We start from the raw sequence: 13,497 nt of genomic DNA on the forward strand, positions 1-13,497 counted from the left end.
AATATATGTGGTCACCGACGCACCTCATTTTTATAAGTGGATATCTGATAGCGCGGTGATTGTTGAAAAATCAAAAGAAGAGTTAACAACTTGGCGAGGCAAGTATGACTTTTTCTTTCTCACTAAAATTGAAGCGATTTTGTCTATTTGTGAGTTAAAGTCTGATGAGCATTGTATTTTTCTAGACACAGATACAGCGTGCGTTAGCGATCTTGAAGCGATTGCGACCGAATTAGACAAAGGCGTCAATTACTTACACAAAAAAGAATATGAATTAGGCACGCCCAAATTAAAAGGAAACGCGAAAGCTATTAGTGACGGCACGTTAGGTCAAACATTTGCAGAGCAAGCGGTTATTGGCAGCAGTGCTATGTGGAATTCAGGTGTTGTGGCGATAGCTAAAAATAACCAACCCGCAAAAGTAATGCAAAAAGCTAAAGCCATTTGTGAGGCTATGTTAGATAGCGGCTTGAGGCAGACTTTTATCGAGCAACTCTCTATTGCGCTAGCGGTAACTTCATCAGGGAAAACTTTGGAAGCAGAGCCTTTGATCAAACACTATTGGGGTAACAAAGAGCCCTGGGATCAGCTAGCTTACCAGTTTCTAGCTGAAATCCGGCTACGTAATATAAGTCTGGCTGAGTCCGTGGCTCATTTAGATAAATATCCTTTAGATATGCCCGCCTACGTGAAAGAGCCGAAACTAGAAAAGCTAAAAAATAGTATTAAGAAACGTCTGCCGTCTATTTAGCTGATTAAAGACGCTCAAACTCTTTAAGTGCATTATCTGGCATAAAGCGTTGATAACATTCTTCAGTAATAGATGGAGGTGCAACGCTTAAGCGCTTCAAACCTTCAGAAAATGCGCTCACATTTCCTAATGGAATTAAATAATCGTTTAAACCGGCATAACCTAATATTTCTTTAGGTCCTGAAGGGCAATCCATCGCAAGAAGTGGCGTTTTTAGCATAAGCGCTTCCACCAAAACCAGCGGAGCCCCTTCTTTACTCGAGCTTAAAAGTAGTGCTTTAGCGTGCTTTATATACGGGTAAGGGTTAGTTTGAAATCCAGCAAAAACTACACGGTCAGCAATACCTAGCTCTGTTGCATATTGCTTTAACTCTGCTTCTATCTTTCCTTTGCCCAGCAATACTAGGCTCTCGGATACTTCGCTAGTGGCAAAAGCTTCAAACAATGCCTTATGCCCCTTGCGGTCTTCCAAAGCAGCGACACAAACAAAGTAGCCTCCTTGGATAGCAGGGTTTTCTGCGCAGGCTTCTCGCTGAATAAAATTAAAGTCGATCGGGTTCCAAAGCACCTGATTGCTTGCAGGCTTAATGCCGATAGTCTCTATGCTATTGGCTACACCATCAGATACGCATAACAGATGCTTGCCGTTGTAACGACGTTTAAACTTAGTAATGTGTTTAGCCTTACTTTCAGAATAATCTGCATGCAGCCAAAAATACTGATTAGCGTGGCGTAGGTGAGCACCAACCTTGTCGCTTGAACAACAAATCAACACATCTATTTGCTGTTTATCTAATTCTCTTTGTACACGTAGTGCTTGCCACTTTTGAATAAGGCTATTGTCAAAAGCTTTGGTAAAGGGAGTAATGATGTCTAATACGGTTACGTCTAGGTTGTCTGGTATCTTGTGTTCTATTTTGTTTCGTAATAGCCACACCTGTACGTCGTTACCGCGACTAGCTAAACCGCTAGCAACGGTGAGCAATACCTTCTCTGCACCACCGCCATAAAGATCATCAATAATAAATACAAAGCTTTTAGTTGTCATATTGCCCTAAATTAAAAAGAGTAGCCTACACGCAGCTGAAGCATGTCGTAGTCACGTAAGTTCGATTCACCAGGAGGGCGAGATAAATTATCATCCGCATCATTCGATGTAGAACGATATTCACCGCTTAGTGACCAGCGTGGGCTAAACTCATAGCGCAAATAGCCGCCATACAACAAACCAAATGCTGTGTGGTAGCGATTACTCATTTGCCCGCCTGCATACGCCCCAAAATAAAGCTGATCAAACAAACGATAACGAGCATCTACGGCCTTTAAGTACCAGTAAGAGTTTTGCGCTTCAAAATTAGATAAGTCACCAATAAAACCTGCGCCAAGACCTAATTGGAAGTTATCAGAAAACACTCCATGAACTTCAACAGCTATGTCACTGGCGAGTACTTTTTCAGTATTGTTACCAACACCAACCTCCTGCACGCCTAAACCTAGGTTAACCGAAGGGATAAACTGTGTATCCTTCAGCGATAGTGGCTCAGCATAGGCACTGCCAGCGAAAATAAATGTTATAAGTGCTAACAGTCTACAAATGATATTGTGCATATACTCTTCCATAAGAATCTTTCGAAGTATCACGACCAGCTAAGAAACCCGCTGCAACATCGTAACCAAATAAATTAAAGCTATACATCATATCCAGCTCAAAACCAGGGCTATAATCCGAATAGTAACTATCATTTTTAATGTAACGCAAAGTAGTAAACAGTTGTTCCTGATTGCTTAGCATACGCTCGTATTTAAAAGAGAAGGCGTTAGCACCAACGCCTTCATTAATGTCTTTACGGTTTCCGGCACCCCAATGCCCCATTACATTGCCATTATTGGTAAAGCCATTTTGATACATCCAGTGACTATACCAAGATGATTGCCAGCTATTCCATTCAACTCTCAACGAAGATTGCGAAGTTAACATGGGTAAGTAAACGCCTGCTCCCATAGTGATATTTCCAAGCTCATAATCACGATCGTTTGCAGTATCTTCGCCACCATACTCAAAATATACACTCATCGGCTGACCAACATCGATGTTAAAACGACTTTGGATGCTCATCAATTGATTGCCCCACGCATCATCGTTGGCGTTGCTTTGAACACACGTTGGGCATACTAAGGCTTCGAGAATATCTGACCAAGAGCGGTCAACGCCATCACCGCCATATTGAAGGTTACGAGTTATACCTATTTGCCACCAATCCACCGGCATAAGAGATAGTTGGAAACTTAAAAGCTCCGGTCGATCTTGGCGACACTCCCCCTTAACACGTATACAATCAACTTCTTCCAATTTGCTGTAAAAAAATTCGTACTGGAAACGCCAAGGTGTAAGCGGCTCAGAATTACTTAAGGTGATAGACGGAGAAACCTGAGCATGGGTGCTCATTAGCATAGACGAATCATTAAAAGGCGAGTACCAATGCTCTCGCATTCCTACGTCTAACTGCATCCAGTCAAAGCCTAAGGCGACAAAGGTTTCAGTCGGATTTAATTGATTTGCTTGAGTGTAATGAGCACCTAATGAAGCTGCAGCCCAGTCGGTGGCACGCCAATGACCGCGTATACTTGCCTGAAAATTATCTTCAACTTTCTGACCTCGAGCGTTGGCTAAACTTTGCTCGCCATGACCTAAAGAAAGCTCTACATTCGCATCGGTAAGCGCCCAATCTTGCTCGTAACGCTTCAAATAAGTATCAATGCGCGCATATAAGCTAGGGTAAGCCTCCGTTATTTGTTCTGCGTAATGACGAATTTGATTGACCGGATAAGGTCTTTTTAAACCAGGGGCGGAAGTAATAGTGACTAATTTTTCAATATCAGATTCAATGCCTGCATTTTGATTTAGAGGCAAATACAACGATACTTGCGCATAGCTACTAAAGCCAACAAATAACAAGCTTAGCCAAGCTAACGTTGGCTGCCTTAATCGTGTAAGTGTGAGAAGCAAGAGGAAATTCCTTTTAAATTAAGCTTATAAGAATCGTTTACTGAAGTGCAACGCCGAAGCGATCACTTTATCCATGTCGTAGTATTTATATTCTGCCAAACGGCCACCGAAATGAACAGCTTCAGTGCCTTTACTCAATTGGCGGTAGCGTTTATACAATTGCATGTTTTTATCATCGTTCACTGGGTAGTAGCGCTCCAAACCCTCGCGCCATTCCAGTGGTGATTCTTCTGAAATCACTGTGTGTTTAGTATCAGCATCCAACGCAAAGTGTTTATGCTCAATAACCCGAGTATAAGCAACTTCTTTGTCAATATAATTAACTACTGCGTTTCCTTGGTAATTATCTTGCTCCAAGCGCTGCGTGTTAAAGTGCAGAGAACGGTAGTCTAATTTACCAAAACAAAAATCATAATAAGCATCAATGGGGCCGGTATATACGACCTCTTTTGCAAGTGTTTGATAGTGAGCTTTCTGCTTCAAGAAATCAGTATTCATTTCTACATCAATCCCAACTAAAAGACCTTCGATTAAGGGGTTATACCCATCTACAGGTATCCCTTGATAAGTATCGTTGAAGTAGTTGTTGTCAAAAGTAAAACGCAGAGGAAGTCGCTTAATGATAAAGGCGGGTAAGTCTTTACAATCGCGCCCCCACTGCTTCTCTGTATACTCTTTTATCAGCAATTCATAGATATCTTTGCCAACCAACGCAATGGCTTGTTGTTCAAGATTTTGCGGTTCACCTTTCACCCCCCTTCGCTGCTCTTCAATTATGTCCAATGCTTGTTTCGGCGTTTTAACCCCCCAAATCTGAGCAAAAGTATTCATATTGAAAGGTAAGTTATAAAGCTTTCCTTTTGACAGCGCTAACGGCGAATTTGTAAAGCGATTGAAATCCACAAAACCATTAACAAAATCCCACACTTCTTTATTACTGGTATGAAATATGTGGGCGCCATATTTGTGTACTTTGATGCCATCGTTGTCTTCACAATAAATGTTGCCCCCTAGATGATGACGTTTTTCAACGACCAGTACATTTAAGCCTTGTTGCTTAGCTTTGTAGGCTGTGACCGCACCAAATAAGCCTGAACCAACTACAAGCAAGTCATAGTTCATTGGATGCCTCTTACAAACGGCTTTTCGTCTAAGGTAATAGTGGGTACTTCGAGATATTTAAGTTTAGTCTCTTTTAACAGCCAAACATCAATCAAGCGTTCCGACACAAAACCAAAAACACGTTGTTGGTAAAGCGTTCGGGATGCCATATCAAGACGCTGCTCAAGAGTAAACAATATCGGGAATAACCAAGAGCAATAGCAATCAAATATGCTTTTCGGCGCAATGAGCATGTTTAAGCCATGGTACTCACCAGAAGCCATAGCTTGGTCAAAGTAAAACACCGAACTAACATCAGTATCTTGAAGAACCTCTCGAACCAACATTAAATCAGCCAAGTCATGATGCTTCCTGTAATGTGCAGCAACGCTAGAGCCCAACTTCATCGGTCGAGGTAGAATCAAATCATAGCCTTTAGCAAACTGCTGCCTCCAAACTTCTTGCGGGTACGCCTTATCCTTTAACAAATACTTAAAAATCCCTCGATACTCTTTAATTACAAAGTAACGTCGATAATGGGAGATACCCACAACGTCCTCGTTTGTATGTTTCCACAAAGCATAAAGAGCAGTTAACTCGCAATAGTAAGCATTTTTGTCTGCAATATTATTAGCATAACTAGAATCATGATGGGTATCGCTAGCCATTGTTTCACCAACATATATTGGTTGATACCCTAAAGCATTTGGAAGTTCAAAAGGCTTATGAGATACAACATGCATAGTCATTTGCGAGTTACTTCCTTGAAATTTTAACTAGCGCCAATCTAAAATCACTTTACCACTCTGTCCTGAGCGCATTGCGTCAAAACCTTGTTGAAAATCATCAACAGAGTAGTGGTGAGTAATAATGGGGCTTAAATCGAGGCCAGATTGTACCAAAGATGCCATTTTATACCATGTTTCAAACATCTCTCTGCCATAAATACCTTTAATCACAAGGCCTTTAAAGATCACTTGGCTCCAATCAATGCCCATGTCGCTAGGGGGAATACCCAACATGGCTACTTTACCGCCATGGTTCATTAGCTCAAGCATTGAGCTAAAGGCACTGGGCACACCAGACATTTCAAGGCCTACATCGAAACCTTCAGTCATTTTAAGCTCAGCCATGGTGTCGTTAAGTGATTGCTTAGCCACGTTCACTACTCGAGTTGCGCCCATTTTTTTGGCTAACTCCAAACGGTAGTCGTTTACATCGGTGACGACCACATGACGCGCGCCCACATGCTTACAAATGGCTGCTGCCATTACGCCAATTGGCCCTGCACCTGTAATCAATACATCTTCGCCCACTAAGTCGAAGGACAAAGCACTATGTACGGCGTTACCAAAAGGGTCAAAAATAGCCGCTAAATCATCACTAATTTCATCGGGTAACTTAAAAGCATTTACTGCTGGTATCACTAAATATTCAGAAAAACAGCCGGTGCGATTAACACCCACACCAACGGTATTGCGGCATAGGTGGGTACGCCCACCGCGGCAGTTTCGGCAATGGCCACAGGTAATGTGCCCTTCTCCCGAAACGCGATCGCCAATAGCAAAACCTCTTACTTCTTGGCCTATTTCAACTACTTCTCCAGCATATTCATGGCCCACCACCATTGACACAGGAATGGTTTTTTGTGACCACTCATCCCAATTGTAAATATGTACGTCGGTGCCACAAATCGCTGTTTTATTAATTTTAATCAGTAAGTCGTTATGACCAAGCTCTGGCATCTCAACTTGAGTCATCCAAATGCCTGGCTCTGCTTTGGTTTTCGCTAAAGCCTTAATGCTCATGCTATTACTCCAAGCTCTTTACCTACCTCGGTAAAGGCTTTAACCGCATGGGCTAATTGTTCTGGCGTATGTGCCGCAGAAATTTGCGTACGAATACGCGCTTGACCTTTAGGTACCACAGGGAAGGAAAAACCAATCACATAAATACCACGTTCTAGTAATTTGTCAGCAAAGGTGCTTGCCAGTTTGGCATCGCCTAACATCACTGGAATAATCGCATGATCAGCGCCCGCAAGGGTAAACCCTGCCTTGCTCATTTCGGTTCTAAAGTAGCTAACATTATCCCAAAGCTGCTTACGCAGAGCATCGCCTTCGGTAAGTAATTCCAACACTTTTAAAGACGCTCTCACAATTGATGGTGCTAAGGAGTTTGAAAACAAATACGGACGCGAGCGCTGACGCAACCAATCTATCACCTCTTTTTTGGCAGACGTAAAACCACCCGAAGCGCCACCCATAGCTTTACCTAAAGTTCCGGTAATAATGTCGACTCTATCCATCACTTGATGATATTCATGGGTACCGCGACCTTGCTCACCAACAAAACCCACGGCGTGAGAATCATCTACCATCACCATCGCATTGTACTTATCCGCTAAGTCACAAATGCCGGGGAGCTTGGCAATGACTCCATCCATTGAGAATACACCATCGGTGGCGATAAGTTTAAAACGTGCACCTGCTGCATCGGCTTCTTTTAAACATTGCTCTAACTCAGCAAGGTTGTTGTTGGCATATCTAAAGCGTTTCGCTTTACATAAGCGAACGCCGTCGATAATAGATGCGTGATTTAAAGCATCGGAGATAATGGCATCTTCAGGGCCCAGCAAGGTTTCGAATAAACCCGCATTGGCATCAAAGCATGAAGAGTAAAGAATGGTGTCTTGCATACCCAGAAATTCGCTCAAGCCTTGCTCTAAGCGCTTGTGAATATCTTGAGTACCACAAATAAAACGCACTGAAGCAGCGCCAAAGCCGTGGCTATCTAGGCCATCTTTGGCTGCTTGAATAAGCGCTGGAGAATTGGCTAAACCTAAATAGTTATTGGCACAAAAGTTAACTGCTTGACCTTGGTCAACCGCAATAGAGGCTTGCTGTTGCGAACTAATGACCCGTTCACTTTTATATAAACCGTCATCTTTAACTTGTTGCAGTTGTTGTGAAATGAATGCTGAGAAAGCGGCTGTCATACCAAACCCTATTTAAATCCAGAAAATTAGCTGAATTATAGTGCTTTATTTGGCAAATACAGCCTTTAATCTCAATTAAAAACTATTCGCTGCGTTCAGCACATTTTACGTAGTGATCATACAAGCGCTGATAAATACTCATAGACTCTTCGGTAAAGTAAGGCCTTAAGGTAAACAGTATTTTTAGTACTCCTTGGTAGAGCCGAGGCTTAGTAATTTCGCCCCCCTTTAACTGCGCACTTTGGTAGCCGATCCACGCACCAATAATGAACTTAACGCTGTCTGCCAACTCAGCCATAGTCGCGTCATCACCACTAATAAAGCGGCTTTCTTTTAGCTGCAGTAAAATATCTCGACTCCAGTTAGACAATTCTAGCTGCATGTTTTGGTACTGTGTTTCTAGCTCAGGGTCTCGCGCCAGTAACTCCAATAAGTTGGCGTACATAAAGCGAAAACGCCACATTAACTCGAAACTGGCGTCTAAATATTGGGTTAAATGATCAAGACTCAGTAACTGGTCGGCATGCGGCCTAAAGCTGTTTTCTAATTGCTCTACATACAATTGAAAAATACTGCGGATAATCTCTTGCTTGTTACCGAAGTGGTAATACAAATTGCCAGGGCTAATGCCTAGCTCAGCCGCGATATGATTAGTAGTAATTTGGCGTTCGCCACGTTCATTGAAGAGCTGTAAAGAAGTGTGAATGATTTTATCTTTAGTTTTCATTTGGCTAAAAAGTTCTCCGTTATACTACTGTGATACCTGTAAACGCTGCCAAAATCCAGTTTTTCTTCGCTAGCTTCTGCTGTTGAGGCAATTGCTATTCCCCTCGCCACAGCATAAAATCCTTAGATTAACGGCAATTTTTGGAATGGTAGTATTATGATTATCGTAACAGGTGGGGCGGGCTTCATTGGCGCCAATATTGTAAAGAGCTTAAACGAGCAAGGTCATAACGACATTATTGTGGTTGACGACCTAAAAGACGGCACCAAGTTTGTTAATCTTGTCGACTTAGAGATTGCCGACTACCTCGACAAAGACGATTTTATTGCGCGTATTGTATCAGGTGAAGATATTGGCGCTGAATATGGCCAAAAAATTGAAGCCATTTTCCATGAAGGTGCATGTTCCGCCACCACTGAGTGGGACGGTAAGTACATGATGGAAAACAACTATGAGTACTCAAAAGAGTTACTTCATTATTGTTTAGATCGCCGTATTCCTTTCTTATACGCCTCGTCTGCAGCCACTTACGGCGATACCGATACCTTTATTGAAGAAAAGCAGTACGAAGGACCGCTAAACGTTTACGGCTACTCAAAACTACAATTTGATAACTACGTTCGCCGTTTGTTACCAGAGATTGAATCGCAAGTCGTTGGCTTCCGTTACTTCAATGTATATGGCCCACGCGAGCAGCACAAAGGCAGTATGGCGAGCGTTGCTTTCCACTTAAACAACCAAGTAAACGACGGACAAAATCCTAAATTGTTTGAAGGTTACGACGGCTACGGCAATGGCGGACAAAGCCGTGATTTCGTTTATGTTGGCGATGTTGTAAAAGTAAACCTTTGGTTCTGGAAAAATCCTGAACAAAGCGGCATTTTCAACTTAGGTACAGGCCAAGCAGAGCCCTTCCGCTCGGTAGCCGAAGCGGTGATTAATTATCATCAGAAAGGTGAGATTGAGTACATTCCTTTCCCTGAACACTTAAAAGGTCGCTACCAAAGCTTCACTCAAGCCAATATTGATAAGCTGCGTGCTGCAGGTTACCCAGACGCCTTTAAAGATGTAGCGCAAGGTGTTGCCGAATACATGAAGTGGCTAAACAAGTAGTTCTCAAAACCAATGGGAGCAACAGGCTCCCTTTTATTTAGGTAAACGATGAAAATTTTGGTGGTGGGCCCCTCTTGGGTGGGCGACATGGTGATGTCGCAAAGCTTGTACAACGCGCTTAAGCAACTGCATCCACAAGCTCAACTTGATGTGCTCGCCCCAGATTGGTGTCGTCCAATGTTAGAGCGCATGCCGGAGGTAGATAACGCTCTGCGTATGCCACTTGGTCATGGTGACTTACAATTAGCGGTTCGCTGGAAGCTAGCCAAACAACTCAAGCAAAGCCACTATGACTGGGCGATAACTCAGCCAAACTCACTTAAAGCCGCATTAATCCCTTGGTTTGCAGGTATAAAACAACGCACCGGTTGGAAAGGCGAAAGCCGTTATGGCTTGCTGAACGATTTACGTAGCAACAAGCAGGCTTTCCCACTAATGGTAGAGCGCTATGTTTCGCTAGCTCACCCTAAAGATAAAATGATCGATGCTAGCGTACTGCCAAGTTATCAACACCCATCACTAGCCGCAAACATTAACAATCAACAACAAGCGCTAGAACAGCTAAAACTTAATACTCAACAGCCAATACTCGCCCTATGCCCAGGCGCTGAATTTGGCCCAGCCAAACGCTGGCCAGAACAACACTACGCTAAAGTAGCAGCCCATTGGATTGAGCAATATCAAGGGCAGGTATGGATTTTTGGGTCAGACAAAGACCAAACGGTAGGCGAGCAAATCATCGAGCATTTGCCAATCGCCTTACAAAGCCATTGCCACAACCTTGCAGGTAAAACCAAACTAGCGGAAGCCATTGACCTAATGGCCTTAGCAAGGTTAGCAATCAGTAATGATTCAGGATTAATGCATATTGCAGCGGCACTGCAACTTCCCTTAATCGCCGTTTATGGTTCTTCGTCACCACAATATACGCCGCCACTGACCGATAAAGCCAAGATTTTACATACCAACATTGAATGCCGTCCGTGTTTTAAAAAAACTTGCCAATTTGGTCATTTAAAATGTTTAACGGAGCTAGCTCCCGAACGAGCTATTTCCGCTATAGCTAAACTTCTTAATTAGCTACACTTATCCCCATTAGCCGTTTAAAAGGAATCTTATGAGTTCTAACACTCCTGTTATTTCAATAATTTGCCCGTGTTATAACGAACAAGACACCGTTGCCTTATTTATTGACACGATGCTACCTGAGCTAGATAAAACTCAACTTAGTTACGAAGTCATCTTTGTTAACGACGGCAGCAGAGATCAAACCTTAAGCAAACTAAAAAGCTTACAAACGGTACACAGCGGTATACGCGTCATCAACCTCGCTAGAAATTTTGGCAAAGAAGCGGCACTTACCGCTGGCATTGATTTATCAAAGGGCGAGGTAATAGTTCCGATTGATGTAGACCTACAAGATCCCCCAGAGCTCATCCATGACTTCATCCGAGAGTGGAACAATGGTTACGATGTAGTGGTGGCAAAACGTATAGATAGAACCAGTGATAGCTTTGCTAAAAAACTTAGTGCTGAGCTGTTTTACAAGTTTCACAACAAAATTTCTCACGTTAAGATCCCCGAGAATGTTGGTGACTACCGTTTGATGACACGTCGTGTTGTCAGCGCTATTCAACAAATGCCAGAAAACCAACGCTTTATGAAAGGTATTTTCTCTTGGGTAGGCTTTAAAACTAAAATAGTAGAATACAAACGCGACCCTCGAGCTGCAGGCGAAACCAGTTTTAACGGCTGGAAACTATGGAATTTAGCCTTAGAGGGCATCACCAGTTTTAGCACTGCGCCACTACGCATTTGGTTATATATTGGTTGCCTTATTTCGTTCTTAGCCTTTATTTATGGCAGTTTAATTGTCGTTAAAACCTTAATTTATGGAATCGATGACCCTGGTTATGCATCGATTATCACTATCATCTTATTCCTCGGTGGTATTCAGCTTATTGGTCTTGGAGTGATGGGAGAGTATATTGGACGACTCTTTATGGAATCCAAACGTCGTCCTATCTATATCGTTGAAGAAGATAACTAGGTTATGGCGCCGCTCATTAGCAAATTGCTTACATTAAGAATTGTTAGGTATGGTCTTGCCGGAGGTGTGGCAACGCTGCTTCACTTTATGTTAGCGTTGTTGGTATTAAGCATATGGCCTCTAGCGTTTATAGTCGCAAATTTTGTCGGTTTTAGCGTGGCGTTTGTTTTTTCTTATTTAGTACAGACTCGATGGGTCTTTCAAAAAGATATCGACATCAATAATGCACTACGCTTTTTCGTGGTGCAGTCGGGAGCGCTATGTTTATCTATTTGGTTATCCTCCTTATTAACCGATTACCCAAATATTGTAAAAGTAATGCTAGTAATCATATTGCTGCCAGCAATTACCTTTATTGTTCACCGTTTTTGGACTTTTGCACGCGCAGAAGCCTCTTAGCTCTATTAAGCCCTACAAAATGAACTCAACTGTGTCCCTAAATAAAATCATAGAAAAACACTTTTTCACCATATACTGCTTAGTTTTTATTGCCGACTTTATCCTCTCGTTGATTTACGCCTCAAATCAAATACTAACAGGCGATCAATATCAAATGTTAATGAAAGGTTACTTAGGTGCCTACCAAGACAACTGGCTCAGCTACGGCAATGCCGCCAGTGTAGTGGGTAACGTTCCAGGCTCTTTATCAACCTACATTGTGGGCATCCCTTTGTTACTCTGGGATTCACCTTGGGCACCGATGTTACTCTTAATTGCGCTGCGAATCGCTTCGTTCCTATTATTTGATATAGTCATTAAGCAAATCTTTAGCCCCACAGTAAGGCTAAGTTTTTTAGTACTCTACCTGCTTAACCCTTGGTTCTTATTTGATAGCTTAATTTATAATCCAGCGTATTTATGTTTTTTTGCTGCACTACACTGTTGGTCAGCGTTTAACATGAGCCAACAGCGGTCATTCATGTTTAGTTTTATCAATGTGATTGCTATCGGCTTTGCAATGCAGCTACATTACTCTTGGCCTATTCTGGCAGTAATGTCGGCTTACTTGTTTTACCGCCGTTTAATTCATGTCCACTGGCTAGGGATCATTTTCGGTTGTGCAACCATTTTTGTTTCATTAATCCCTTACTTAATAGAGTTACAAGCTAATGAGGCAATACAAGGGCAAGAGTCTGACCGTTACATTGGTTGGGGTGGGGTTCACGTCTACCCAGTATTAAAATCCATTCTATATTGGCTACGTTACAGCTCATTCTTATTTTCTAACCGAATTATTACCGACGCAGAGTTCTTATGGCTAACAGACATTAACTGGCTGCGTATGGCTGTAGATTATCTTTGGCAAGCTATTTTGTATGTAGTAGGTGGCTTAACAGTTATTGTTTCTTGGGGTATCAACCAACGCGTGTGGCGAAGAATAAAACCACATTGGCGTTCTCGTGAACCTTTAAACTTATCCAGTCAAGATTGGTTAATGCACTATTCGTTTGCGGCGGTACTAGGCATTTTTTTCTCAGCCATATTGTCACCGATAATATTTTCTTACTGGCATCTTATTATCACCTTTGGTTTCGCCCTATTCCCTGTTTTATACCAAGCAGAGCGCTGGCAAAAAACCAAACCAGAGCTATTGTCTAAAATTATACTGATGGTTGCAGGCTATTTTCTCGTAATAAACTTGGTGGCCAGTCATGACAGCAATAAGTATTCCTATAAACACAGTTATGTAGAACAAAAACAGCAATACCTCATTGAACAAGGGCTAGTAAGCCCAACAAGTAAGTAATCA

The 13,497-nt window shown here is 42.3% G+C and carries 14 protein-coding genes; 6 read left to right on the top strand and 8 right to left on the bottom strand.

Going from position 1 to position 13,497, the window contains the following annotated elements:
• Nucleotides 1-55 precede the first annotated feature (55 nt).
• Nucleotides 56-751, top strand: coding sequence for a hypothetical protein (locus ACLD71_RS04895; RefSeq protein WP_411993318.1), 696 nt, complete (start codon nucleotides 56-58; stop codon nucleotides 749-751).
• Nucleotides 752-755: 4 nt separating this feature from the next.
• On the opposite strand, the gene ACLD71_RS04900 is transcribed toward ACLD71_RS04895, so the two are convergent.
• The 8 genes from ACLD71_RS04900 to ACLD71_RS04935 all read right to left on the bottom strand — a co-directional run bounded on the left by ACLD71_RS04900 (nucleotide 756) and on the right by ACLD71_RS04935 (nucleotide 8,584).
• Nucleotides 756-1,799, bottom strand: a complete 1,044-nt coding sequence (locus ACLD71_RS04900) for a glycosyltransferase (protein WP_411993320.1) — start codon at nucleotides 1,797-1,799, stop codon at nucleotides 756-758.
• 11 nt (nucleotides 1,800-1,810) lie between these two features.
• Entirely contained in the window at nucleotides 1,811-2,359 is a 549-nt protein-coding gene (locus ACLD71_RS04905) for an outer membrane beta-barrel protein (RefSeq protein ID WP_411993321.1), read from the bottom strand.
• A complete protein-coding gene (locus ACLD71_RS04910; RefSeq protein WP_411993323.1) occupies nucleotides 2,340-3,758 on the bottom strand; it encodes a capsule assembly Wzi family protein in 1,419 nt (472 codons plus the stop codon). The genes ACLD71_RS04905 and ACLD71_RS04910 overlap by 20 nt, the downstream gene beginning before the upstream one ends.
• A 24-nt stretch (nucleotides 3,759-3,782) precedes the next feature.
• Entirely contained in the window at nucleotides 3,783-4,880 is a 1,098-nt protein-coding gene (glf, locus tag ACLD71_RS04915; protein WP_411993324.1) for a UDP-galactopyranose mutase, read from the bottom strand.
• The gene (locus ACLD71_RS04920; protein WP_411993325.1) at nucleotides 4,877-5,608 is read right to left on the bottom strand and encodes a DUF4422 domain-containing protein; all 732 of its coding nucleotides are present in this window, start codon (nucleotides 5,606-5,608) and stop codon (nucleotides 4,877-4,879) included. The genes glf and ACLD71_RS04920 overlap by 4 nt, the downstream gene beginning before the upstream one ends.
• 27 nt (nucleotides 5,609-5,635) lie before the next feature.
• Nucleotides 5,636-6,661 carry an L-threonine 3-dehydrogenase gene (gene tdh, locus ACLD71_RS04925; RefSeq protein WP_411994829.1) on the bottom strand — a complete coding sequence of 342 codons (1,026 nt, stop codon included), beginning with the start codon at nucleotides 6,659-6,661 and terminating at the stop codon, nucleotides 5,636-5,638.
• 2 nt (nucleotides 6,662-6,663) lie between these two features.
• Entirely contained in the window at nucleotides 6,664-7,857 is a 1,194-nt protein-coding gene (locus tag ACLD71_RS04930) for a glycine C-acetyltransferase (protein ID WP_411993326.1), read from the bottom strand.
• 82 nt (nucleotides 7,858-7,939) lie between these two features.
• The gene (locus ACLD71_RS04935; RefSeq protein WP_137674412.1) at nucleotides 7,940-8,584 is read right to left on the bottom strand and encodes a TetR/AcrR family transcriptional regulator; all 645 of its coding nucleotides are present in this window, start codon (nucleotides 8,582-8,584) and stop codon (nucleotides 7,940-7,942) included.
• 156 nt (nucleotides 8,585-8,740) lie between these two features.
• Here ACLD71_RS04935 and rfaD point away from each other — a divergent pair, with 156 nt between their 5' ends.
• The 5 genes from rfaD to ACLD71_RS04960 all read left to right on the top strand — a co-directional run bounded on the left by rfaD (nucleotide 8,741) and on the right by ACLD71_RS04960 (nucleotide 13,494).
• The gene (gene rfaD, locus ACLD71_RS04940; protein ID WP_411993328.1) at nucleotides 8,741-9,697 is read left to right on the top strand and encodes an ADP-glyceromanno-heptose 6-epimerase; all 957 of its coding nucleotides are present in this window, start codon (nucleotides 8,741-8,743) and stop codon (nucleotides 9,695-9,697) included.
• A gap of 48 nt (nucleotides 9,698-9,745) precedes the next feature.
• Complete coding sequence (gene waaF / locus ACLD71_RS04945; protein WP_137674410.1) at nucleotides 9,746-10,777, top strand: lipopolysaccharide heptosyltransferase II; 1,032 nt, start codon at nucleotides 9,746-9,748, stop codon at nucleotides 10,775-10,777.
• Nucleotides 10,778-10,814: 37 nt separating this feature from the next.
• On the top strand, nucleotides 10,815-11,747 hold the full coding sequence (locus ACLD71_RS04950; RefSeq protein ID WP_411993329.1) for a glycosyltransferase family 2 protein: 933 nt from the start codon (nucleotides 10,815-10,817) through the stop codon (nucleotides 11,745-11,747).
• 3 nt (nucleotides 11,748-11,750) lie between these two features.
• Complete coding sequence (locus ACLD71_RS04955) at nucleotides 11,751-12,146, top strand: GtrA family protein (RefSeq protein WP_411993330.1); 396 nt, start codon at nucleotides 11,751-11,753, stop codon at nucleotides 12,144-12,146.
• A 154-nt stretch (nucleotides 12,147-12,300) separates the two neighbouring features.
• Complete coding sequence (locus ACLD71_RS04960) at nucleotides 12,301-13,494, top strand: 3-deoxy-D-manno-octulosonic acid transferase (RefSeq protein WP_411993332.1); 1,194 nt, start codon at nucleotides 12,301-12,303, stop codon at nucleotides 13,492-13,494.
• The last annotated feature ends 3 nt before the right edge of the window (nucleotides 13,495-13,497 follow it).

The organism is Agarivorans sp. DSG3-1 (assembly GCF_046774965.1).
Classification (GTDB): domain Bacteria; phylum Pseudomonadota; class Gammaproteobacteria; order Enterobacterales; family Celerinatantimonadaceae; genus Agarivorans.